The organism is Caenispirillum bisanense (assembly GCF_900230255.1).
Lineage (GTDB): Bacteria > Pseudomonadota > Alphaproteobacteria > Rhodospirillales > Rhodospirillaceae > Caenispirillum > Caenispirillum bisanense_A.
Genome location: NZ_OCNJ01000004.1, coordinates 1 through 21,664 on the forward strand (window position 1 = coordinate 1; position 21,664 = coordinate 21,664).

The following is a 21,664-nucleotide window of genomic DNA, read 5'->3' on the forward strand; positions in this document are numbered from 1 at the left end:
GCAGTCGCGCGCCTGAGCCGCCGAGGTGGTCGGAAACGTCGATCCAGTCCTTCGAGACGTCGACACCGTAATAGAGCTTGTCCGTCATTTCGACCTCCCGCACCATAGGGGAAGGGTCCGCACGCCGGATTGTATGCGGGTTATGCCCAGACTTCCGTTCGCGTGTAAGACCGTGATGCCGGCGGCTTTCGAGATGCCCTCGGTCGCAAGACCAATCCACGTCCGAAATGCCGCCGGCATCCTACTCTCTCATCTCAGAGAGCGACGCCAACATACAATCCACGGCGCCCCGAACGGTAGCCGTGAAAGGTGACGCCCCTTAGGCGTCCAGTTCCGCCGGCACGGCCACGCCGGCCTGGAGGCAGGTGGCGCGCAGGGTGTTGTAGAGCAGCATGGCGATGGTCATGGGGCCGACGCCGCCCGGCACCGGCGTGATGGCGCCGGCGCGCTCCACCGCGGAGTCGAAGTCGACGTCGCCGACCACCTTGGTCTTACCGTCGCCGGCGTCGATGCGGTTGATGCCGACGTCGATGACCACCGCGCCCGGCTTCAGCCATTCGCCCTTCACCATGCGCGGCCGGCCGACGGCGGCGACCACGATGTCGGCCTGCGCCACCTCGGCCGCCAGGTCGGCGGTGCGCGAGTGGGCGACGGTGACCGTGCAGCTCTCGTTCAGCAGCAGCCCGGCCATGGGCTTGCCGACGATGTTGGAGCGGCCGATCACCAGCGCCTTCTTGCCGCTCAGGTTGCCGACGTGGTGCTTGAGCAGCTGCAGGCAGCCGAGCGGCGTGCACGGCACGGTGCCGGCGCCGCCGGTCCACAGGCGGCCGGCGTTGATGACGTGGAAGCCGTCGACGTCCTTGTCGGGGTGGATGGCGGCGATGACGGCGGCCTCGTCGATCTGCTTCGGCAGCGGCAGCTGCACCAGGATGCCGTTGACGCGCGGGTCCTCGTTCAACTGGGCGACCAGGGCCAGCAGCTCGGACTCGGTGGCCTCGGCCGGCAGGCGGTGCTCGAAGCTGTGCAGGCCGGCCTCGACCGTCGCCTTGTGCTTGTTGCGCACGTAGATCTGGCTGGCCGGGTCCTCGCCCACCAGCACCACGGCGAGGCCGGGGTGGATGCCGTCGCGGTCCTTCAGCACCTGGGCCGCCTTCGCCACGCGCTCGCGCACGGTGAGGGCGAAAGCCTTGCCGTCGATGAGGGTCGCCTGCGTCATGGGGAGGTCTCCGGCCGAGGGGTTGTGGACGACTGGCGCCCCTATACTCCGCCGCGCACCGTGGGGCAAGCGGGCGCCGCCGTGCGCGGCCCTTCCGGGATGCTCCGGTTCGCCTTATAGTCCAGGCCGCAAGCATCTTCGACGGACGGACACGATCTCCTTGAACAGCGACGCCCGCCCCCCCGCTCCCCTGGCCCAGACGCCGCGCACCGAACCGCGCGGCCGCGACGGCAACTCGCTGGAAAGCGCCATCGGCCTGCAGGTGCGCGAGTTCCGCACCCGCCTCGGCATGACGGTGGTGGAACTGGCGCGCCAGGCGGACCTGTCGCCCGGCATGCTGTCGAAGATCGAGAACGGCCAGACCTCGCCGTCGCTGTCGACCCTGCAGAGCCTGTCGCGGGCGCTCAACACCCCCGTCACCAGCTTCTTCCGCAAGTTCGAGGAACAGCGCGACGCCACCTTCGTGAAGGCCGGCCAGGGGCTGAACATCGACCGCCGCGGCACCAAGGCGGGGCACCACTACGCCCTGCTCGGCCATTCCATCGGCAAGCACATCGCCGTCGAGCCCTACCTCATCACCCTGACCGAGATGACCGACATCTCGTCGACCTTCCAGCATGCGGGGTTCGAGTTCCTCTATCTGATCGAGGGCGAGGTGGTCTACCGCCACGGCCAGAAGATCTACGAGATGGGGCCGGGCGACAGCCTGTTCTTCGACGCCGAGGCGCCGCACGGGCCGGAGGAGCTGCGCAAGCTGCCCATCCGCATGCTGTCGGTCATGGTCCACGCCCGCGAGGTCGACTAGGCCATGCCCTACCCGCGCCGCGGACGCCGCGCCGGCGGCCTCGCCCTGGTGGCGTTGCTGTGCTTCGTGGCGGCGCTCGCCTTCGGGCTGGCGGTGTTCTGGGCGATCCCGCTCGGCCTCGGCGACAAGAAGGAGGCGGCGGTCTTCGGCTGGCTGGTGGAGCGGCGGGTCGCCTATCAGGTCGGCTTCGCCGCGGCGGCGGTGAACCTGCTGGTCGGGGCGGCGGCCCTGGTGCTGCGCGGTGCCACTGCCCAGGGCTGGCTGCGCACCCTGTTCGCGGCGGCCAACGTGGCGGCGGTGGTGTTCCTGGTGGTCAAGAGCGACGCCCTGCTGGCCCAGCGCGAGGACGTCGGCGCCGACCCGCGCCCCTTCACCGAAATGCCCGACACGCCCTATTCCGACCCGGATCGGGCGGCGGAACTCATCCACGTTCATACCGCGACGGCGGCGGAGGCCCTGCGCGACCGCCTGACCGCGCGCATCTTCGGGGCGGAGGCCCTGCCCGCCGCCAAGGTCTTCGACGTCACCGAGCGCGAGGTGTCCGAGCCCCGCCTCGCCGACGTCGGCGCTGCGCAGATCGACCGCTTCAGCCTCGCCCTGCCGCACGGCTACGGCGCCATCGGTTACCACTTCGTGGCGCCGCAGCCCAACGGCCGCCTGGTGCTCTACAACCACGGCCACGTCGGCGGCCTGTTCGCCGAGCCGGCGCGGGAGGCGATCCGCCGCTTGCTGGCCGCCGGCTACGGCGTCACCGGCTTCTCCATGCCGCACCGCGACCCCAACGTCACTCCGGCGCGGGTGGAGACGCCCCTGCACGGCACCCTGCCGCCCCTGCGCGACCACGAGACGTTCCAGTGGCTGGAGAGCGAGGACTTCTCGCCCGTCCGCCTGTTCGTGGAACCGCTGGTGGTGGCGGTGAACCAGGCCCTGCTCGACGGCTATACCGGCATCGCCGCCGCCGGCATTTCGGGCGGCGGCTGGACGGTGACGCTGGCCGCCGCGCTCGATCCGCGCATCCGGGCGAGCTATCCGGTGGCGGGCAGCCTGCCGGTGCATCTCGCCATCCTGCCGCCCAACGATCCGCAGGACTGGGAACAGCGGGCGGCTGACATCTACCGCCTGGCATCCTATCTCGATCTCTACGTCCTCGGCGCCGCCGGGGCCGGGCGGCGGCAGGTGCAGATCCTCAACCAGTACGACGCCTGCTGCTTCCGCGGCGTCGGCGCCCGCGGCTACGCGCCGGCGGTGGCGGCGGCGGCCGAGCGGCTCGGCGGCAGCTACCGCCTGGAAATCCTGCCCGAGCATGCCCACCGCATTTCGCCCGAGGCCTACGACATCATCCTCGGCGACCTGGAGAAGGCTTTCGCGCCATGAGGTTCCCCCGCTTCCCCGCCGCCGCCCTCGTGCTGCTCGCGCCGCTGGCGCTGGCCGCCTGCGCCAGCCCGCCGGTGCAGGGCACGGGCGTCGTCACCGGGCTGAACGGCCAGCCCGCCGGGCAGGCGGTGATGACGGTGGAGCAGGACGTCGGCTGGCCGACGCCGCTCGCTTTCGTCACCCTGCCCGACGGCGAGCAGTTCCGCGGCAAGGTCATCCACGAGCGCACCGAACCGGAAGCCGGCTTCGCCCTCGGCACCGGCTTCGGCTGGGGCAGCCGGCGCGGCGTCGGCTATGGCACCGGCGTGCTGTTCGAGGGGCCGGAGCGCACCAGCCGGGCCGGCGCCCTGCTCATCGGCGACCGCGGCCGCAGCATGACCTGCGACATCCGCACCGCCGCCCCCGGCCGCATCAGCTCCGGCGGCTATGCCGACTGCAAGGTCTCCGACGGGCGCGTCGTCGCCCTGCAGTTCTGAGGCAGGCGCCGCCATGCGCGACGCCGACAGCCTGACCGACGCCCTCGCCCTGCTGGCCGAGCGCGACCCGCGCCTCGCCCGTGCCCTGCGCGACGTCGGCCCGCCCGAGCCGCGGGTGCGCGAGGCCGGGTTCGGCACGCTGCTGCGCGTCATCGTCGACCAGCAGGTCTCGACCGCCGCCGGCGCCGCCATCTGGGCCAAGGTGACCACCGCCTACGGCGCCGCGCCCGACCCCGCCGCCATCGCCGCCGCCACCGACGAGGCGCTGACCGCCTGTGGCCTGTCCAAGCCCAAGCGACGCTACGCCGTGGCGCTCGCCCGCGAGGTGGCCGAGGGGCGGCTCGACGTCGACGGCCTCGCCGCCCTGCCCGACGACGACGTGCGCCGCGCCCTTCTGCCGCTGCCCGGCATCGGGCCGTGGACGGTGGACATCTACCTCATGTTCGCGCTCGGCCGGCCCGACGTGTGGCCGGTCGGCGATCTCGCCCTGCAGGCCGCCTGCGCCGGCCTGTTCGAGTTGCCGAAGCGGCCCGACGCCGCCACACTGGAAGTGCTGGGCGAAGGCTGGCGGCCCCATCGCTCGGCGGCGTCGCTGTTGTTGTGGCGGTGGTACGGCGGCGTGCTGAAGAACCGCACAGGCGCCGGCATTCCCATGACGGAAAGCGGAAAAAAGACCTGACGGGCCGCTTAGCGGTTGCAGCGCGGCAGGGCAGGCCGCACCTTCTTCCCATGCTGTTCCTGCCCATCGCCGACGACAACCCGACCCGCCGCACGCCCTTCGTCACCTGGACGATGATGGGCTTGTGCATCGCCGTTTTCCTGTGGCAGCAGAGCCTGGGGCCGATGGACCAACGGGCGGCGCTCTACTCCTACGGCGTGGTGCCGGCGGTGCTGTTCGGCATCAAGTCCCTGCCGCCCGAACTCGACGTCATTCCCGGCTGGCTGAGCGTGGTGTCGAGCATGTTCATGCACGGCGGCTGGCTGCATCTCGGCGGCAACATGCTGTACCTGTGGATCTTCGGCAACAACGTCGAGGACAGCATGGGCCACGGCCGCTTCCTCGTCTTCTACCTGCTGTGCGGCGCGCTGGCGGCGCTGGCCCAGAGCGTGCCGGCCCCCGAGTCGGTGATCCCCATGGTCGGCGCCTCGGGCGCCATCGCCGGGGTGCTCGGGGCCTACCTGCTGCTCCACCCGAAGGCCAACGTGAAGGTCTTCCTGTGGATCATCATCATCTTCCGCATCATCAACGTGCCGGCCATGGTGGTGCTGGGCGGCTGGTTCGTGATGCAGTTCATTTCCGGCGCCTCGGCCCCCATCGACCAGGGCGGCGTCGCCTTCCTCGCCCACATCGGCGGCTTCGTCGCCGGCAGCGTGCTCATCCTGGTGTTCCGCCAGCGCGGGGTGCCGCTGTTCGCCGGCTCCCGCTCGCGCGCCTTCGAGGTCAGCCGGCCGCCGCCGCTGCGGCGCCGGACCGGCAGCGTGCCCCCCGTGGCCCCGGCCGAGCACCACCGCCGCCCGCGCGGTCCGTGGGACCGCTATTAGAGCATCCTCAAGCACTTGCGGCCCGCCCGCGGCAGGCACCCGAGGATTTCCGGCGAGTCGCGCCGGCCCGCCCGGCCGGGGTGGGGCGCGACCAGCCCCAATCACCCCTACCTCCTTTTTGCCAAGGCGCTGTTGCAGAACTGCAACAGCCGACGATGTCGTTGAATCACAGCATCTTGCTTTCCGACCTTCAGTCGGTGCCTTATCCGCCGCCTGCCGCGAGTGACGGCGGTCACGTCGCGCCCCCTGCGAACGATGGTAGGTCGAGATGGCGCGGCTATGATCGTATCGAAGCCGCGACGTGGCGGTGCCCGTCGGCAGATCGACTTGGAGTGCCACCGGTGGTCCGGGCGGACAATCCGCCCGCCGCCGACGCTTGAGGATTTGCGACGATGCAGTACGGGGATCTGAAGAACCTCATCAACCGCGCCATGGAGGATGCCCGCCGGTCCGGTCGGGACAGCCTCGCGGCGCGGCGGGCCGCGGTTCGCGCCGTCATGGCGGTCCGCCCCGACCTAAGCCCGTGGGAAGCGCAGGACGCGGTCAGCGGGTGTTCCGACGGATCGCACGCCTGACCGCTTGTTCCACCACCGGCTCTCGAGAGGACGCATGACCACCAGTCGTTCCCACTTCGCCGCCGACCTGATCGTCACCGGGTCCGTCAGCGGCCCCGGTCGCCTGCAGATCGACGGCCGCGTCGACGGCGAGGTTTCGGTGGGCGCCCTGGCGGTCGGCGCCCGCGGCAGCCTCATCGGCACCGTCACCGCCGAGCAGGCCGAGGTGGCCGGCAGCGTCACCGGCTCCCTCCGCGCCGCCTCCGTCACCGTGGCGCCCGAGGGCTTCCTGTCGGGCGTGGTGGAATACGAGCGCCTGGGCGTCGCCGCCGGTGGCCGCTTCGAGGCCGAATGCCGCCCGACCGCCGTGCCCGCCTTGCAGAACGGCGGCTCCGGCAGCGCGGCGCGCACCGCCCGCCCCTTGCGCGCGCGGCTCGTCGCGGGCTGATCCGCGGGACCGCGCTGGCCCTCGCCCTGCCCCCGGGTGTATGGTTCTCCCCCTAAAGTGCAGCAGTGGGGAGCGGCACCTTTGCCCGTTCGCGATACCGTTCCGGCCGCCGGCTTCGCCGCGCCCGCCGTCGACGTCCTGGCGGCCATCAACGCCCTGCGCATCGGCCTCGCGGTGTTCGACGCCGACGAGCGGCTGGTGTGGTGCAACGGGCAATTCCGCTACACCTACCTGTCCTTCCAGGCGGTCGACGAGCTGATCGGCCTGACGCTGGAGGAGATCCTCCGCCTCGAGCTGGAAAACGGCGAGATCGCCGGCGAGCAGGCCGCCTATCACCCCGAGGACTGGCTGGCCGAGATGCTGGCCTTCCACCGCCGCGGCGCCTATGAGCCGCTGGAGCAGCGGCTGGCCGACGGGCGGTGGATCCAGATCAAGATCCGCCGCACGTCCGACGGCGGCTCGGTCGGCCACTGGGCCGACATCACCGACGCCAAGCTGGTGCAGCTGCGCCTGGAAGACGCCGTCAACAACACCGCCGACGGCTTCGCCTTCTGGGACCAGACCGAGCGGCTGGTCATGTTCAACCACCGCTTCGCCGACCTGATGGAAGGCCTCGACCACCAGCCCGCCTACGGGTCCTCCCTGCGGACCGTGCTGGAGGACCTGGTGCACTCCGGCCGCCTGCTGCTGGAGGAGACCGGCGCGGAACTGGTCGAGCGCTGGGTGAAGGACCGCCGCCAGCCGGTGTGCGAGCGGGTGCTCGACTACGTCCACGGTCGCAGCTACCTCATCAAGGAGCGCCGCACTCGCGACGGCGGCACGGTGACGGTGCTGACCGACATCACCGACCTGAAGGAGAAGGAGCGCCAGCTCGTCTTCCGCGGCCAGACCCTGGAAGCCACCATCTCGGAACTGGAGATGGTGCAGGCGACGCTGGAGGAACAGGGCGCCGAACTGGCCGGCACCGCCGAGCGCCTGGCCGAGATGCAGGCGCAGAGCCGCGCCATCATCGAGGCCGTGCCCGACCTGCTGCTCACCGTCGGCGCCGACGGCTCGCTGCGCGAGATCCTGTCGCCCGACCACGAGGACCTGCCCTTCCCCGCCCATACGCCGCCCGGCCGCAAGCTCGGAGAACTGCTGCCCGAAACGACCGCCGACCAGTTGCTGGCCGGCGTGCGGGCGGCGGTGGCGACCGGCCTGCCGCAGCGGGTGCAGTACGCCAGCCTCGACCACGACGGCCAGCCGCAATGGTTCGACGCCCGCATCGCCGCCAAGGCCTTCGACGAGGCGCTGGTCTGCGTGCGCAACATCACCGAGATGCGCCGCATCCAGGACAGCCTGCAGCAGGCGACCGCCGTCGCCGAGAAGGCCAACGCCGACAAGACGCGCTTCCTGGCCGCCGCCAGCCACGACCTGCGCCAGCCCATCCAGGCGCTCAACCTGTTCATCCACGCGCTGTCGGGCATGGAGCATTCGCCGGCGGTGCGCGAGATCATCGGCAAGATCGAGCGGTCCACCACCGCCCTCGGCGACCTGCTGAACGGGCTCCTGAACATCTCCAAGCTGGAGGCCGGCATGGTGGAGCCGGTGATCACCAGCTTCCCGCTCGGCCGCCTGCTCGACCGCCTGATGCTGGAATACGGTCCCATCGCGCAGGAGAAGGACCTCACCCTGCGGCTGGCGCGCACCAGCCTGGTCGCCCTGTCGGACCAGACGCTGCTGGAACGCATCATCGGCAACTTCCTCACCAACGCCATCCGCTACAGTGTCGAGGGGCGCGTGCTGTTGGGCGTGCGGCGCCAGGGGGCGGTCGCCCGGATCGAGGTGTGGGACACCGGCATCGGCATCGACGAAGGCCATATCCCGCTGATCTTCCAGGAATTCCATCAGGTCGACAACGCCGCCCGCAACCGCCGCGAGGGCCTCGGCCTCGGCCTCGCCATCGTCGACCGCCTCGCCCAGTTGCTCGGCCACCCCATCACCGTGCGCTCGGTGCCGGGCCAGGGGTCGTGCTTCGCGGTGGCAGTCCCGCTCGACCTCAGCGCCCCCGCCGCGGTGGTGGAGGACGAGGACGCCGACCTGGAAGACGTCGACCTGCAGGGCGTGGTGATCCTCGCCATCGACGACGAGCCCGACATCCTGGAAGGCATCGAGGCCTCGCTCACCCAGCAGGGCTACCGCGTCATCACCGGCTGCACGGTGGACGAGGCGGTGCGGGCCGTGCGCGCCGCCGAGGTGGTGCCCGACGTCATCCTGTCCGACTACCGCCTGGAGGAGGGCATGACGGGCATCGACGCCATCGCCCGCGTGCAGGCCTGCATGGGCGGCCCCATCCCCGGCATCCTGCTCACCGGCGACACCGCCCCGGAAATCCTGCGCGCCACCCTGGCGAGCGGCTTCCCCCTGCTGCACAAGCCGCTGCCCGTGCACGACCTGAAGGCGGCCATCATCGCGGCGTTGAGCGGCGGGTGAGCCGGTTTTCTTAACCACCAAGACACCAAGACACCAAGGAGGTCGTGCAACGGCTTCGGTCGGATGAACCCCGTCCATAGTGACGGGAGGGAGCGCGAGGGAGGGCCTCCCCTCCCTCGCCCCTGCCGCCGCGCGGCAGCCTTGGTGTCCTTGATGTCTTGGTGGCTCAAACCTCCTTGATCCAACATTCTAGAACGCGCATTCTATTTCCTGTTCCGCACCCCGTGCCGACAGGAGTCCCATGGTCCGCACAGCCAAGTTCACCGACGACGCCTTCTTGACGGCGGCCGTCGGCCTCATCGCCCGTGGTGGGCCGCAGGCGGCGACCATCGCTGCCATCGCGCGGGCCGCCGGCGCGCCGAGCGGGTCGATCTATCATCGCTTCGCGTCGCGTGACGCCCTGGTGGCCCGGGCGTGGCTCGACGTGCATGCCGGCCTGCGGGCCGCCCTGCTGCCCCGTCTGGCGGCCGGCGACGGGGCGGCGGCGGCGCAGGCGCTGGTGCGCTGGGCGGCGGCGCATCCGGTGGAGGCCGCCTTCCTGCTGCCGCACGAGACGGAAGACCTGATCGGCGCCGCCCCGCCCGAGGACCTGCGGGCGGCGGTGGAGGCGGCCCAGGGCGAACTGGACGACGCCTTCCTCGCCTTCTGCCGCCGCATCGGTGCCGCCGGCGAGGAGGACGTGGCGTTCTGGCGCTATGCCGTGTTCGACGGCCCCATCGCCCTCTTGCGCCCCTACCTGCGCGGCGGCGAGCCGCTGCCGCCGTGGCTGCCCGGCCTGCTGCCGCGCGCCTTGCCGGCCGGGGCGGAGGTCGTGGCATGCTGAGGAGCGGCTACCGTCCCGACCAGATCAACGCCTGTGGCATCCCGCTGCACGACGCTGCCGACATCGCCGCCATGCGCCGCGCCTGCGCCCTGGCGGCGCGGACCCTCGATTTCATCGGCGGCGAGGTGCGGGCGGGCGTCACCACGGCGACGCTCGACGCCCTGTGCGAGACCTTCATGCGCGACCACGGCGCGGTGCCGGCGACCATCGGCTATCGCGGCTACCGTCATGCGTCGTGCATCTCGGTGAACCACGTGGTCACCCACGGCATCCCGAGCGACCGCCAGACCTTGCGCGACGGCGACATCCTCAACATCGACGTGACGCCGAAACTGGACGGCTGGCACGGCGATTCGAGCCGCATGTACGTGGTCGGCGAGGCGACGCCCGAGGCCCGCCGCCTCATCGAGGCGACGCGCGGCGCCATGCTGGCGGGCATCGCGACGGTGCGCCCGGGCGGCCGCATGGGCGACATCGGCGCCGCTGTGCTCGCACATGCCCAAGGGGCGGGCGGCTACGGCGTGGTGCGGGAGTTCATTGGCCACGGCGTCGGCCGCGTCTTCCATGCCCTGCCGGACGTGCACCACGTCGCCCGTGCCGGCACGGGGGAGATGATGGAACCCGGCATGATCTTCACCATCGAGCCCATGCTGACCATCGGCAAGCCGGCCGTGCGCATCCTGCCCGACGGCTGGACCGTGGTCACCCGCGACCGCAGCCTGTCGGCCCAGTTCGAGCACACGGTGCTGGTGACGGAGACGGGGTACGAAATCCTGACGGTGTGACCCGGAGAGCGCGGGCGCGGCCTTTGCCGCGCCTGCCGAACCGCGCTCACGCCACCGAGGCGCGCCGGCCGATCAGCCGGCGCGGACGCGCTTCAGGAAGCGGTCGACGGCCGATTGCAGTTCCTCGGCGCGGCTGTGTAGCTGGGTCGCCGACTGCAGCACCTGCCCGGCCGCCTCGCCGGTTTCGCCGGCCGCCTGGGTGACGCCGCCGATGGTGGACGACACCTCGTGCGTGCCGCGGGCGGCTTCCTGGGTGTTGCGGGCGATTTCCTGCGTCGCGGCCCCCTGTTCCTCCACCGCCGAGGCGATGGCGGAGGCGATCTCGTTGATCTGGTCGATGGTGCCGGTGACGCCCTTGATGGCGTCCACCGCGCTCTGCGTCGCCGCCTGGACGGCGGCGATCTGCTGGCCGATCTCCTCGGTGGCGCGGCCGGTCTGGTTGGCGAGGTTCTTCACCTCGTTGGCGACCACCGCGAAACCCTTGCCCGACTCGCCGGCGCGCGCCGCCTCGATGGTGGCGTTCAGGGCCAGCAGGTTGGTCTGTTCGGCGATGTCGGTGATCATGCTGACCACCTCGCCGATGCGCCGGGTCGCTTCCAGCAGGCCCGCCACCTGATCGTTGGCCTGCGCCGCCTGCCCCACGGCGGAGCGGGCGATGGCGGCCGACTGGGTGACCTGGCGGCTGATCTCGGAGATGGAGGCCGACAGTTCCTCGGCGGCGGCGGCCACCGTCTCGACGTTGGACGACGCCTGCATGGTGGCGGTCGCGACCGTGGCGGCCTGGCGGTTGGTGTCGTGCGCCGTCGCCGACATGGCTTCGGCCGTCGACTGCATCTGCGAGGCCGAGGTGGTGATGGCGCCGATGGCGCCGGCGACGCTTTCCTCCAGCTCGTCGGCCATGCCGAGCATGGCGCGGCGGCGGTTCTCCTCCTCGCGGCGGCGGGTCTCGGCCTGCTCGGACTGCAGGCGCTCCACCTCGCGGGCGTTGTCGCGGAAGATGCGCACGGCGGCGGCCATTTCGCCGATCTCGTCCTTGTTGCCGTCGGCCGGCACTTCCACCGTCAGCTCGCCGGCCGCCAGGCGGCGCATGGCGGCGGTCATGGCGGTGACCGGGCCGGCGATGGAGCGGCCGATGAGGAAGGCGGCGGCGCCCCCGAGCACCAGGCTGGCGACGGTGAGGCCGATCACCCACGAATTGGCCGCGCTCAACTGGCCGTCGGTGTCCTTCTTGATGGCGGCTTCGGCGGCCAGGGACTCGGTCTTCACCTGCTCGGTGTGGTCGGTGATGACGGCGCCGTGCCGTTCCAGCTGCGCCTGCGCCGACTGCAGCTCGCCGATGACGCCCGACAGCTCGTTCACGCCCTCCAGGTACTGCTCGTAGAGGGTGGTGGCCATTTCAGCCTCGGGCAGCTGGGCGATGGCCTCGTCCACCTTGAACAGCTCGTCCCAGATGCCGGTGAAGGCCTCCTCGGTCGGCCGCAGCAGGTAGCTGGTCACGGCCATCTGCGCCTGCAGGGTATGCTGGATGAGCTGGCCCGCCACCGCCACGTCGTTGGCGATGCCTTCGGCGCTCGATTCCTCGGCGTGCAGGCGGGCTTCCTCCACCAGCGCCTGGGCGGTGGAGCCGAGCACGCCGGTGGAAATGTCGACGCGGCGGGACACCAGCGACATGGCGGGGTCGAGGGTGGCGAGATAGTCGTCGTAGGCCGCGGCGATGTCGGCCGCATGCTGCGCCGCCTGACCGGCGGTGGCGGCGGCCTGGAATTCGGAGATGCGGGCGCTGAGGCCGGCGCGACTGTCGCCGAGCGCGGCCAGGGCCTCGTCGGACGGTTCGCGCAGGTAATCGCTCACGCGGCGGTCGAACAGCGCCGTCGCCCGGTCCAGTTGCACACTCAGAACCGCGCCCTGGGCGGAGCCGGCGAAACGCTCGAAGGAGGTGCTGACCGACCCGAACACCCAGATGGACGCCGCCGCCACCAGGGCGAGCAGCGCGAGGACCGCGAAGAACCCGGCATAGAGCCGGGTGCGGATGCGAAGGGTGGAGAGCATGCTGGCGCCTTTCTTCCCCCGGGCCGGCGACCTCTTTTAAGCCTAATCCGAAAGGCGGGTCGCTCGGCTCAATTTATACCAAACGGTATGGGGGATTCCAGCACGGGCCGCAGAAAATCACATGCCGCACGCGCTGGTGAGGAGCGACAGTTCGCCTTTCACGCCCAGGCTGTATACACTAGTAGGCATATGCGGCCCACAAGGGCTCCAGGCTGCCGTTCCAGCGGTTCTGGTAGGCGTCCAGAAGCTCGTCGGCGGGGCTCATGCCGCTTTCGGCGATGCGCTGCAGCGGCTCGAGGAAGCCGCTCTCGTCCATCCCGTCTGCCGACAGTCGGCCGCGACGACCCAGTCCGGCGCGGGCGATGCGCAAGGCGTCCAGCGCCAGGTCCTGCACGGTGCCGGACCGGAAGGGGGTCTTCAGCGCCGTCACCGGAACCCCGGCGTGCAGGGCGCGGCGCTCTTCCGGCGTCCAGTCCTTGACCAGATGCCAGGCTTCGTCGAGGGCGTCGGAGTCGTAGAGCAGGCCGCCCCAGAAGGCCGGCAGGGCGCACAGGCGGCTCCACGGCCCGCCGTCGGAGCCCCGCATCTCCATGTACTTCTTCAACCGCACGTCGGGGAAGGCGGTGGAGGCGTGGTCGGCCCAGTCGCCGACCGTCGGCGTCTCGCCCGGCAGTTCGGGCAGCTTGCCCTCGAGGAAGTCGCGGAACGAGCGGCCGGCGACGTCGATGTAGCGTCCGTCGCGGGCGACGAAGTACATGGGCACGTCGAGCAGGTAGTCGACGTAGCGTTCGAAGCCGAAGCCGTCCTCGAAGGCGAACTCGGGCAGGCCGGCGCGGTTGTTGTCGGTGTCGGTCCAGATGTGGGCGCGGTAGCTGCGCCAGCCGTTGGGCTTGCCCTCGGTGAAGGGCGAGTTGGCCCACAGCGCCGTCGCCACCGGCTGCAGGGCCGTCGCGACGCGGAACTTCTTCACCATGTCCGCTTCGGAGGCGTAGTCCATGTTCACCTGCACGGTGCAGGTGCGCAGCATCATGTCGAGGCCGAGGGTGCCGACCTTGGGCATGTAGTTGCGCATGATGGCGTAGCGGCCCTTGGGCATCCAGTGCATGTCCTCGCGCCGCCAGGTCGGCGCGAAGCCGAGGCCGATGAGGCCGACGCCGAGCTTTTCCGCCACTTCGCGGACCTGCTTGCGATGCGTGGTGACCTCGGTGCAGGTCTGGTGCACGGTTTCCAGCGGCGCGCCCGACAGTTCCAGCTGGCCGCCCGGTTCGAGCGAGATGGAGCCGCCGTCGTCGCGCGTCATGGCGATGACGTTGCCGTTCTCCTCCACCGGCTGCCAGCCGTAGGCCTGCAGGCCTTCCAGCATGTCGCGGATGCCGGGGCCGCCGTTCGGATCGGCGTAGGGCAGCGCCGTCTTGTCCGACAGGCGATAGGCGAACTTCTCGTGCTCGGTGCCCATGCGCCACTGATCCTGCGGCTTGTTGCCGCTCTCCAGCCACGCCACGAGGTCGTCGCGCCCGGTGATGGGCTGGAGGTTGGGCTTGGAGGGTCCGGACATGGAAGGTCGAGGCTCCGAACAGGAGGAAACGGAAAAGGACAGCTCAGCGGAAGGCGGGGCCGCCGGAACGCCAGTCGCCGGCGACGGCTTGCAGCACGGCGAGCGCGGCGAGGGCGGCCGTCTCGGCCCGCAGGACGCGGGGACCGAGGCCGACCGGCAAAACAAAGGATGTCCGCCGCAAGAGGTCAAGTTCCGACTGCGAGAATCCGCCCTCCGGCCCGATCAACAGGCCGAGAGTGGCACCGGCGAGTCGCGCAGCGGCGGCGGCAAGTGGCTCCCCGCCGCCGGTCTCGTCGCACACCAGCAGCGGCCGCGCCGGGTCCCACTCCGCCAGCACGCGGGCCAAGGGCGCGGCCTCGGCGACCTCGGGCACGGTCAGGCGCTCGCACTGTTCGGCGGCCTCCACCGCATTGGCGCGGGCGCGTTCCGTATTGATCCGGCTGGCGTTGGTGTTGTCGGTCATGACGGGCATCAGGCGGGCCGCCCCCAGCTCGGTCGCCTTCTCCACCACCATGTCCGTCGCGTCCTTCTTCAGCGGCGCGAACAGCAGCCACAGGTCCGGCTCCGCCGCCTGCGGGCGCAGGGACTCGGCGACGGCCAGGGTGCCGCCCTTGCGGGCCAGCTCCGCCACCTCGGCGCGCCATTCGCCGTCGCGGCCGTTGAACACCGCCACCGCCTCGCCGGCCTTGGCCCGCATGACGGTGCCGAGGTAGTGCGCCTGGCCCTGCGTCAGCGGCACCGCAACGCCGGCCGCCAGCGGAGCGTCCACGAACAGGCGGTACTTGGGGCGCAGCGGAACGGTCATGACGGCGGATACCTCCGGCGGACGGACAGAGAGAGACGGCAGCTTGAGCGGCGACGGGCGATTAGATATGACTAGCCCCATGGCGAATGGCAAACCTCTCGTCGGCGACATGCCGGTGGGCGGCTGGATCGACCGGCTGGCCCCCGCGCAGATGCGCCCCTACCTGAAGCTGATGCGGCTGGACCGGCCCATCGGCACATGGCTGCTGTTGCTGCCCGGCCTGTGGAGCATCACCCTGGCCGGCACCGCCGGCACGTGGCCCGACCTGTGGCTGATGGCGCTGTTCTGCGTCGGTGCCGTGGTCATGCGCGGGGCGGGATGCACGGTCAACGACATCGCCGACCGCGACTTCGACGGCCGTGTCGCCCGCACCGCCGGCCGCCCCATCCCCTCGGGCGACGTCAGCGTGCGGCAGGCGGTGCTGTTCCTCTGCCTGCAACTGCTGACCGGCCTGCTGATCCTGGTGCAGTTGAACGGCACCGCCATCGCGCTGGGGGCCGGGTCGCTGCTGCTGGTCGGCGCCTATCCGTTCATGAAGCGCGTCACCTACTGGCCGCAGGTGTGGCTCGGCCTCACCTTCAACTGGGGCGCCCTGCTCGGGTGGGTGGCGGTGACCGGCGAGCTGTCGCTGCCGGCGGTGCTGATGTACGTCGGCGGCCTGTTCTGGACGCTCGGCTACGACACCATCTACGCCCACCAGGACAAGGAGGACGACGTGCTGATCGGCGTGAAGTCCTCCGCCCTGGCGCTGGGTGGCCGCACGGTGCCGTTCCTCTTCGTGGTCTACGGTCTCGCCGCCGCGCTGTTCGTGCTGGCGGCATGGCAGGCCGGAGTCGGCTGGGCCTTCTGGCCGCTGGCGGCGGCGGCCTGCCTGCACCTGCTGTGGCAGGCGGTGGACGTCGACATCGACGACGGCGCCGACTGCCTCGCCAAGTTCAAGTCGAACCGCGTGTTCGGCTGGCTGTTCCTGGCCGCCGCCATCGGCGGCCGGCTGACCGCCGGGATCCCGGCTTGAGCACCGGCGCGGCTGGGGCCGTGGTCGATCTCGCCGCCTTCATCCGCGCTCAAACAGTCCTCACCGCGCCGCCCCTGGTGCCCGAGGTGCGCCTGCATCTGGCGACCGAGGTGACGCCCCTGTGGCAGGCGACGCAGGACTTCCTCGACGACAACGCCCTGCCGCCGCCCTACTGGGCCTTCGCCTGGCCCGGCGGCCAGGCCATGACGCGCTGGCTGCTGGACAATCCCGCCGTGTTCCGCCGCCGCCGGGTGCTCGACCTCGCGGCCGGCAGCGGCCTGACGGCGGTCGCGCTGGCCGCCGCCGGGGCCGGCGCCGTGGAGGCGGCCGAGATCGACGGCGTGGCGCGCGTCGCCATCGCGCTCAACGCCGCCGCCAACGGCGCCGCCGTCACGGTCTGCGACGACGACCCCATGGCCCGCCCCGGCTGCCCGTGGCCCGGCGGCCCGTGGGACGTGGTGGCGGCCGGCGACGTCTGTTACGAGAAGCCCATGACCGACCGCATGATGCCCTGGCTGCGCGCCTGCGCCGCCGCCGGGGCCTTCGTGGTCATCGCCGACCCCGGGCGCAGCTACCTGCCGAAAAGCGGGCTGGAGCGCCTCGCCGCCTACACGGTGCCGACCAGCCTCGACCTCGAGGACCGGACACACCGCGACACGGTGGTCTACCGCGTGCTGCCGGTGTGAGCCGTCGGGCCGTCGGCGGCGACGGGTGTACACGCCCCGCCGGTGGCACCGTACCGCGACTGCTCTCGCCGACCACCTGGCCGAGAAACCGGGCAGGCGCACGCTCACCCGACTGCGCCGAACGGTGGAAAACGGCGCTCTTCCGGCGCGCATTACGCACTGAGTGCGGCTTGCCGTCTTGACTTTTGTGTCAAAAAACCTCAAAAGTTCCGTCACCCGGTGTCCCGTCGCGCGCCGTCGGGATCCGTCCAGCCCGGACCATGACCGGGTGGGATGGCCGCGCGAACCGGACGCACCACATCGACCGCCGTCGGAGAGCCCCTCCGGCGGCGGTCGTTCTTTGGGCGGTGCCCAGGCGTTTCCCCGGCAGTGTCACGCCGCGAGGAGGACCGCCATGCCCGCCCCCTTCCCCACCGCCGAGGCCTTCCTCCCGTCCGGGCCGGAGGCGGAGTCGCTCGACGCCCTGCGCCGCGCCGCCGCCGGCTGCCGCGGCTGCCCGCTCTACGAGAGCGCGACGCAGACGGTGTTCGGGGCCGGGCCGCCGCAGGCCCGCATGATGATGATCGGCGAGCAGCCGGGCGACCAGGAGGACGAGGCCGGCGCGCCCTTCGTCGGCCCGGCCGGCAGGCTGCTCGACCGGGCGCTGGAGGCCGCGGGCATCGACCGCGAGCTGGTCTACGTCACCAATGCCGTGAAGCACTTCAAGTGGGAGCCGCGCGGCAAGCGCCGCCTGCACAGGAAGCCGTCGAGCCGCGAGATCAAGGCCTGCACCCCGTGGCTGCGCCAGGAAATGGCGGCGGTGCGCCCGCGCCTGCTGGTGCCCATGGGCGCGACGGCGGCGCAGGCGCTCATGGGGCCGGCGTTCAAGGTGACGGAACGCCGCGGCGACCTGCTGCCCTACCGCCCGCTGGGCGCGGCGGCGGAAGACGGCGGCACGGCGGTGGAGCTGATGGCGACGCTGCACCCCTCGGCCCTGCTGCGCGAGCGCGACCCGGCGCGGCGCGAGGAGAGCTTCGCCACCTTCGTCGCCGACCTGAAACGCGCGGCGCTGGTGCTGGCGGGGTGATTTTGGGGGTGGAGGGGGCGACCGCCGCTCCTCCCTTCACTTGTCATGGCCGGCCTCCGAGCCGGCCATCCACGGCGTGCACGGCGGTAGCCGTGGCGCCGTCCTTCACGGCCGCCGTCGGTGGCGCCGTGGATGGCCGGATCAAGTCCGGCCATGACACCTGAAGAGGTTACCTGCTACCCCGGCCGGACCTCGCCGACGCGCTTCTCGTCGCGTTCGGCGACCCCGTCGCGGCGCGGGGTGCGGTCGCGGTGGGCCCAGGCGGCCTGACGCTCGCCGCGGATGCCGGTGATGACGCCGAACACGGCGAAGACCACCAGCGTTCCCCAGACGAAGCCGAGCACGCCGATGCGCGCCGGGTCGGCGGCGTCCAGCGCGGCAACGTCGATGCCGAGCAGCGCCGGCACGTCCACCACCACCACGGGGACGTAGACCACCACAAGCCAGAAGAGCAGGCTGGTGATAGCGCCCTTGAACCCGGCCTTCATCTCTCCGATGCGCATCTACGTCCTCCGACCATGCACCGAGAGTGACCCATGGCACCCGTCGGGTCAACGGACCGAAGGGGGTGGATCCGCGGCGCGCCGCGGTGGCGGAAAGGCACAGGGACCGCCGATGTCGCGGTCGGGCCGCCGCTTTCTACCGCTTTCGATCACGTCCGGCCGGAGCGGCGCAGGGCGGCCGGCGTGACGCCGCGCTCCTTGCGCAGGGCGCGCGTCAGGGCGGTCTGGTCGGCGTATCCGCAGGCCTGCGCCACCTCGGCGATGGGCATGGCGCTGCCGGCGAGCAGGGCGCCCGCCCGGTCGAGCCGCACCCGCCGCAGATACTCCGCCACGCCGCAGCCGAGCGCCCGCCGGAACTCGGCGTGCAGCTGGCTCGGGCCGAGGCCGGCGGCGCGGGCGACGTCGGTGACCGTCAGGGCCTCGCCGGCGTGCGCTTCCATGAAGGCGGCCGCCGCCGCCACCCGCGCCGGCAGCGCCGCGCCCGCCCCGCCGGCGACGCCGACCGGCTCGGCCGACAGCAGCAGCAGGTTGAGCGCGTGGTGCGCCGTCGCCGCGTCGGCCGCCCCGCCGGCTTCCTCCAGGTAGCGTAGCAGGTGGCGGGCCGGCTCGGTCAGGGCGAAGAAGGTGCCGGCCGCCAGCCGCGGCAGCAGGCGGTCGGGCAGGCCGGCGGTGCGGAGCGCGAAGTCGACGACGAGGAAGCGGTTGCCCGCCCCCTCCACCCGGAAGCGGTGCGGCTGGTGGGGCGGCAGGAACACCCCCTGGCCGTCGCGCACGGTGCCGGTGCGGTCGCCGGCGTGCAGCGGCATGCCGCCCGCCAGCGGCAGGACGATCTGGTGGTGGTCGTGGGCGTGCGTATCCTCGACCGCCTTGGGCCGGTAGGACCGCACCTCGACCCGGATGGCGGGCGTGCTCATGCCCCGAGGATCGGTCGTGCAGGGCCGGGTGGCAAGAGCCGCGGTTGACGCCTCGGCACGGCTGGGCTACCTCCGTCCCCGGGCCGGCCCTCCACCCGCCGGCGACACCCACAGCCAGACGGAACACACACACGATGAGCCGCATCTTTTCGGGCGTTCAGCCCACGGGCAACCTGCACCTCGGCAACTACCTCGGCGCCATCCGCAACTGGGTGCGGCTGCAGAACGAGTACGAGTGCATCTTCTGCGTCGTCGACATGCATGCCATCACCGTCTGGCAGGACCCCGCCGCGCTGACCCAGGCGACGCGCGAGGTGACCGCGAGCTTCATCGCCGCCGGCATCGACCCGGAAAAGCAGGTGCTGTTCAACCAGTCGGCGGTCGCCGGCCATGCGCAGCTCGCCTGGGTGTTCAACTGCGTCGCCCGCATCGGCTGGCTGAACCGCATGACCCAGTTCAAGGAAAAGGCCGGCAAGAACCGCGAGAACGCGAGCGTCGGCCTTTATGCCTACCCGAACCTCATGGCCGCCGACATCCTGCTCTACAAGGCCACCCACGTGCCGGTGGGCGAGGACCAGAAGCAGCACCTGGAACTGGCGCGCGACATCGCCCAGAAGTTCAACACCGATTTCGGCCGCGAGGTCTTCCCGCAGCCCGAGCCGCTGATCTTCGGCGCCGGCACCCGCGTCATGTCCCTGCGCGACGGCACCGCCAAGATGAGCAAGTCGGCGGAAAGCGACTATTCGCGCATCAACATGACCGACGACGCCGACACCATCGCGCAGAAGATCCGCAAGGCCAAGACCGACCCCGAGCCGCTGCCGACCGACGCCGACGGCTTCGAGGGCCGCGCCGAGGCCCGCAACCTGGTGAACATCTACGCGGCCCTGCGCGACGTGTCGTTCAGCGAGGCGGTGGCCGAAGTGGGCGGCAAGCCCTTCAGCGAGTTCAAGGGCATCCTGACCGACGTGGCGGTGGACGTGCTCGGCCCCATCAACGCCGAGATGAAGCGCCTGCTCGCCGCCCCGGCCGAGATCGACGCCATTCTGGCCCGCGGGGCGGAGCGCGCCCGCGCCATCGCCCAGCCGGTCATCGACGAGGTCTACGATACGGTAGGCTTCCTGCGTCCGTAAGGCGTGTGGTCGACAGGCGGGGGCTTCCCCAAAGCCCCCGCCTGTCCTATGACTTGTCGGACGCCAACCATTCCGGCCGCCGCCTCTCATGCCGATCGCCGTCGTCCGCCGCCCCTGGTCCCCGCTCCGCCTGCTCGGCCTGATCGCCGCGGTCGTCGGGGCGCTGTGGGCGGGGGCCATGGCGGTGCGCGCCGTGGAGCAGCCGCTGGTCGCCGACCTGTCCAAGCATCTGGTCGCCATCACCACCGGTTTCGCCGGCACCGACGTGCTGCTGTTCGGCGCCACCGACGGGCCGGGCGACGTGGTGCTGGTGGTGCGCGGGCCGGAACAGCCGGTCATGGTGCGCAAGAAGGACAAGGTCGCCGGCCTCATCTGGGCCAATACGGAGTCGGTGGCCTTCGAGGGCGTGCCCAGCTTCTACAAGGTCGCCGCCTCGCGCGACTTCGCCGACTTCCTGCCCGAGGGCCTGCGCGAGCGCCATCGCATCGGCACCGACAACCTGGACCTGCGCCCCGAGCAGGACGAGGACATCACCCCCGCCGAACACGCCGCCTTCCGCGAAGCCCTGGTGCGCCTGAAGACGGAAGCCGGGCTCTACCTGGAGAAAGAGGACGGGGTGCGCATGCTGGCCAACCGGCTGTTCCGCTCCGAGCTGTACTTCCCGTCCAACGTGCCCACCGGCACCTACATGGTGGAGGTCTACCTGGTGCGCGAAGGCGAGGTGGTGTCGGCGGAAATCACCCCGCTGGTCATCAGCAAGGTGGGCATCGGCGCCGAGATCTTCCATTTCGCCTACAATCAGTCCGTCCTATATGGAATGGCGGCCATCGCGCTGGCCGTGTTCGCCGGCTGGCTGGCCGGCGTCATCTACCGCAAGACCTGACGGAGTTCCCATCGTGACCGACCCCCTGCCGCCCTGCGCCGCCCCGGTGCCGGAGCCCGGCCACGACCGGCCGCGCACCTTCCTGGTGGTCGTCGACGAGACGGAGGAAATGCACGCCGCCCTGCTGTTCGCCGCCATGCGGGCCCGCTCCACCGGCGGCGTCGTGGCCCTGCTGAAGGTGGTGGAGCCGGCCGAGTTCCACCACTTCGCCGCCATCGGCGCCCGCATGCAGGACGAAAGCCGCGACGAGGCCGAGCAACTGCTGCAACGCCTGGCGGCCGAGGTCGTGCAGTTGTGCGGCCGCATGCCCATCCTCTACATCCGCGAGGGCAAGGCGCAGGACGAGCTTCTGAAGCTCATCGACGAGCAGCCCGACATCTCCATCCTCGTGCTCGCCGCCGGCACCGGGCCGGAAGGGCCGGGGCCGCTGGTCTCGGCGCTGACCGGGCGCATGTCCACCCGCCTGCACGTGCCGATGACCATCGTGCCCGGCACCCTGTCGGACGAGGACATCCTGCGTCTGGCTTGACCTTTCCCGGTGCTTGGACCACATAACGACC

The 21,664-nt window shown here is 71.3% G+C and carries 22 protein-coding genes; 16 read left to right on the forward strand and 6 right to left on the reverse strand.

Features of this window, described 5'->3' with window-relative positions:
- Positions 1-319 precede the first annotated feature (319 nt).
- Positions 320-1,216, reverse strand: a complete 897-nt coding sequence (gene folD, locus CRP50_RS09775; RefSeq protein ID WP_097278981.1) for a bifunctional methylenetetrahydrofolate dehydrogenase/methenyltetrahydrofolate cyclohydrolase FolD — start codon at positions 1,214-1,216, stop codon at positions 320-322.
- A gap of 160 nt (positions 1,217-1,376) precedes the next feature.
- Here folD and CRP50_RS09780 point away from each other — a divergent pair, with 160 nt between their 5' ends.
- From CRP50_RS09780 to map, 10 genes are all read left to right on the forward strand, one after another.
- Positions 1,377-2,021: a helix-turn-helix domain-containing protein gene (locus CRP50_RS09780; RefSeq protein ID WP_097278982.1), complete on the forward strand. Its 645-nt coding sequence runs from the start codon at positions 1,377-1,379 to the stop codon at positions 2,019-2,021.
- 3 nt (positions 2,022-2,024) lie between these two features.
- Complete coding sequence (locus tag CRP50_RS09785; RefSeq protein WP_097278983.1) at positions 2,025-3,395, forward strand: hypothetical protein; 1,371 nt, start codon at positions 2,025-2,027, stop codon at positions 3,393-3,395.
- Positions 3,392-3,871 (forward strand): hypothetical protein, encoded by a 480-nt coding sequence (locus tag CRP50_RS09790; RefSeq protein ID WP_097278984.1) that lies wholly within the window; start codon positions 3,392-3,394, stop codon positions 3,869-3,871. The genes CRP50_RS09785 and CRP50_RS09790 overlap by 4 nt, the downstream gene beginning before the upstream one ends.
- Before the next feature lie 13 nt (positions 3,872-3,884).
- Positions 3,885-4,550 carry a DNA-3-methyladenine glycosylase family protein gene (locus CRP50_RS09795; protein WP_097278985.1) on the forward strand — a complete coding sequence of 222 codons (666 nt, stop codon included), beginning with the start codon at positions 3,885-3,887 and terminating at the stop codon, positions 4,548-4,550.
- Positions 4,551-4,600: 50 nt separating this feature from the next.
- Entirely contained in the window at positions 4,601-5,413 is an 813-nt protein-coding gene (locus tag CRP50_RS09800; protein WP_097278986.1) for a rhomboid family intramembrane serine protease, read from the forward strand.
- 392 nt (positions 5,414-5,805) lie between these two features.
- Positions 5,806-5,988, forward strand: coding sequence for a hypothetical protein (locus tag CRP50_RS09805; protein WP_097278987.1), 183 nt, complete (start codon positions 5,806-5,808; stop codon positions 5,986-5,988).
- A gap of 34 nt (positions 5,989-6,022) precedes the next feature.
- Entirely contained in the window at positions 6,023-6,415 is a 393-nt protein-coding gene (locus tag CRP50_RS09810) for a bactofilin family protein (protein ID WP_097278988.1), read from the forward strand.
- An 81-nt stretch (positions 6,416-6,496) separates the two neighbouring features.
- Positions 6,497-8,887, forward strand: a complete 2,391-nt coding sequence (locus CRP50_RS09815) for a PAS-domain containing protein (RefSeq protein ID WP_176525107.1) — start codon at positions 6,497-6,499, stop codon at positions 8,885-8,887.
- 241 nt (positions 8,888-9,128) lie between these two features.
- Positions 9,129-9,710, forward strand: coding sequence for a TetR family transcriptional regulator (locus tag CRP50_RS09820; RefSeq protein WP_097278990.1), 582 nt, complete (start codon positions 9,129-9,131; stop codon positions 9,708-9,710).
- On the forward strand, positions 9,704-10,495 hold the full coding sequence (map, locus tag CRP50_RS09825; RefSeq protein ID WP_097278991.1) for a type I methionyl aminopeptidase: 792 nt from the start codon (positions 9,704-9,706) through the stop codon (positions 10,493-10,495). Before CRP50_RS09820 ends, map begins: the two co-directional genes overlap by 7 nt.
- Positions 10,496-10,567: 72 nt before the next feature.
- Here the strand turns inward: map and CRP50_RS09830 are convergent, their stop codons facing one another.
- The 3 genes from CRP50_RS09830 to CRP50_RS09840 all read right to left on the reverse strand — a co-directional run bounded on the left by CRP50_RS09830 (position 10,568) and on the right by CRP50_RS09840 (position 14,904).
- The gene (locus CRP50_RS09830; RefSeq protein WP_097278992.1) at positions 10,568-12,544 is read right to left on the reverse strand and encodes a methyl-accepting chemotaxis protein; all 1,977 of its coding nucleotides are present in this window, start codon (positions 12,542-12,544) and stop codon (positions 10,568-10,570) included.
- Positions 12,545-12,722: 178 nt separating this feature from the next.
- A complete protein-coding gene (locus CRP50_RS09835; protein WP_097278993.1) occupies positions 12,723-14,099 on the reverse strand; it encodes a glutamate--cysteine ligase in 1,377 nt (458 codons plus the stop codon).
- A gap of 43 nt (positions 14,100-14,142) precedes the next feature.
- Positions 14,143-14,904 carry a 16S rRNA (uracil(1498)-N(3))-methyltransferase gene (locus CRP50_RS09840; RefSeq protein ID WP_097278994.1) on the reverse strand — a complete coding sequence of 254 codons (762 nt, stop codon included), beginning with the start codon at positions 14,902-14,904 and terminating at the stop codon, positions 14,143-14,145.
- Between the two features lie 79 nt (positions 14,905-14,983).
- On the opposite strand from CRP50_RS09840, the gene ubiA reads away from it, so the two are divergent.
- The 3 genes from ubiA to CRP50_RS09855 all read left to right on the forward strand — a co-directional run bounded on the left by ubiA (position 14,984) and on the right by CRP50_RS09855 (position 17,671).
- Complete coding sequence (gene ubiA, locus CRP50_RS09845) at positions 14,984-15,919, forward strand: 4-hydroxybenzoate octaprenyltransferase (RefSeq protein WP_097278995.1); 936 nt, start codon at positions 14,984-14,986, stop codon at positions 15,917-15,919.
- Complete coding sequence (locus CRP50_RS09850) at positions 15,916-16,605, forward strand: class I SAM-dependent methyltransferase (protein WP_097278996.1); 690 nt, start codon at positions 15,916-15,918, stop codon at positions 16,603-16,605. The genes ubiA and CRP50_RS09850 overlap by 4 nt, the downstream gene beginning before the upstream one ends.
- Before the next feature lie 394 nt (positions 16,606-16,999).
- Entirely contained in the window at positions 17,000-17,671 is a 672-nt protein-coding gene (locus CRP50_RS09855; protein ID WP_097278997.1) for a UdgX family uracil-DNA binding protein, read from the forward strand.
- Between the two features lie 176 nt (positions 17,672-17,847).
- Here CRP50_RS09855 and CRP50_RS09860 read toward each other — a convergent pair whose 3' ends face one another.
- Both CRP50_RS09860 and CRP50_RS09865 read right to left on the reverse strand, forming a co-directional pair.
- A complete protein-coding gene (locus tag CRP50_RS09860; RefSeq protein ID WP_097278998.1) occupies positions 17,848-18,174 on the reverse strand; it encodes a hypothetical protein in 327 nt (108 codons plus the stop codon).
- 149 nt (positions 18,175-18,323) lie between these two features.
- Positions 18,324-19,088, reverse strand: a complete 765-nt coding sequence (locus CRP50_RS09865; protein WP_097278999.1) for a helix-turn-helix transcriptional regulator — start codon at positions 19,086-19,088, stop codon at positions 18,324-18,326.
- Between the two features lie 134 nt (positions 19,089-19,222).
- Here CRP50_RS09865 and trpS point away from each other — a divergent pair, with 134 nt between their 5' ends.
- The 3 genes from trpS (at position 19,223) to CRP50_RS09880 (ending at position 21,633) form a co-directional block, all read left to right on the forward strand.
- The gene (trpS, locus tag CRP50_RS09870; RefSeq protein ID WP_097279000.1) at positions 19,223-20,221 is read left to right on the forward strand and encodes a tryptophan--tRNA ligase; all 999 of its coding nucleotides are present in this window, start codon (positions 19,223-19,225) and stop codon (positions 20,219-20,221) included.
- Between the two features lie 88 nt (positions 20,222-20,309).
- Positions 20,310-21,104, forward strand: a complete 795-nt coding sequence (locus tag CRP50_RS09875; RefSeq protein ID WP_097279001.1) for a TIGR02186 family protein — start codon at positions 20,310-20,312, stop codon at positions 21,102-21,104.
- A 13-nt stretch (positions 21,105-21,117) separates the two neighbouring features.
- Positions 21,118-21,633 (forward strand): universal stress protein, encoded by a 516-nt coding sequence (locus CRP50_RS09880; protein WP_416045207.1) that lies wholly within the window; start codon positions 21,118-21,120, stop codon positions 21,631-21,633.
- Positions 21,634-21,664: the final 31 nt, after the last annotated feature.

Bases quoted from the DNA above. Each gene is read 5' to 3' on its own strand.
- CRP50_RS09860 (WP_097278998.1), bottom strand. From the start codon at position 18,174: ATGCGCATCGGAGAGATGAAGGCCGGGTTCAAGGGCGCTATCACCAGC.
- ubiA (WP_097278995.1), top strand. From the start codon at position 14,984: ATGGCGAATGGCAAACCTCTCGTCGGCGACATGCCGGTGGGCGGCTGG.
- trpS (WP_097279000.1), top strand. From the start codon at position 19,223: ATGAGCCGCATCTTTTCGGGCGTTCAGCCCACGGGCAACCTGCACCTC.
- CRP50_RS09785 (WP_097278983.1), top strand. From the start codon at position 2,025: ATGCCCTACCCGCGCCGCGGACGCCGCGCCGGCGGCCTCGCCCTGGTG.
- folD (WP_097278981.1), bottom strand. From the start codon at position 1,216: ATGACGCAGGCGACCCTCATCGACGGCAAGGCTTTCGCCCTCACCGTG.
- CRP50_RS09790 (WP_097278984.1), top strand. From the start codon at position 3,392: ATGAGGTTCCCCCGCTTCCCCGCCGCCGCCCTCGTGCTGCTCGCGCCG.
- map (WP_097278991.1), top strand. From the start codon at position 9,704: ATGCTGAGGAGCGGCTACCGTCCCGACCAGATCAACGCCTGTGGCATC.
- CRP50_RS09855 (WP_097278997.1), top strand. From the start codon at position 17,000: ATGCCCGCCCCCTTCCCCACCGCCGAGGCCTTCCTCCCGTCCGGGCCG.
- CRP50_RS09875 (WP_097279001.1), top strand. From the start codon at position 20,310: ATGCCGATCGCCGTCGTCCGCCGCCCCTGGTCCCCGCTCCGCCTGCTC.
- CRP50_RS09840 (WP_097278994.1), bottom strand. From the start codon at position 14,904: ATGACCGTTCCGCTGCGCCCCAAGTACCGCCTGTTCGTGGACGCTCCG.
- CRP50_RS09810 (WP_097278988.1), top strand. From the start codon at position 6,023: ATGACCACCAGTCGTTCCCACTTCGCCGCCGACCTGATCGTCACCGGG.
- CRP50_RS09835 (WP_097278993.1), bottom strand. From the start codon at position 14,099: ATGTCCGGACCCTCCAAGCCCAACCTCCAGCCCATCACCGGGCGCGAC.
- CRP50_RS09805 (WP_097278987.1), top strand. From the start codon at position 5,806: ATGCAGTACGGGGATCTGAAGAACCTCATCAACCGCGCCATGGAGGAT.
- CRP50_RS09865 (WP_097278999.1), bottom strand. From the start codon at position 19,088: ATGAGCACGCCCGCCATCCGGGTCGAGGTGCGGTCCTACCGGCCCAAG.
- CRP50_RS09795 (WP_097278985.1), top strand. From the start codon at position 3,885: ATGCGCGACGCCGACAGCCTGACCGACGCCCTCGCCCTGCTGGCCGAG.
- CRP50_RS09830 (WP_097278992.1), bottom strand. From the start codon at position 12,544: ATGCTCTCCACCCTTCGCATCCGCACCCGGCTCTATGCCGGGTTCTTC.
- CRP50_RS09820 (WP_097278990.1), top strand. From the start codon at position 9,129: ATGGTCCGCACAGCCAAGTTCACCGACGACGCCTTCTTGACGGCGGCC.
- CRP50_RS09800 (WP_097278986.1), top strand. From the start codon at position 4,601: ATGCTGTTCCTGCCCATCGCCGACGACAACCCGACCCGCCGCACGCCC.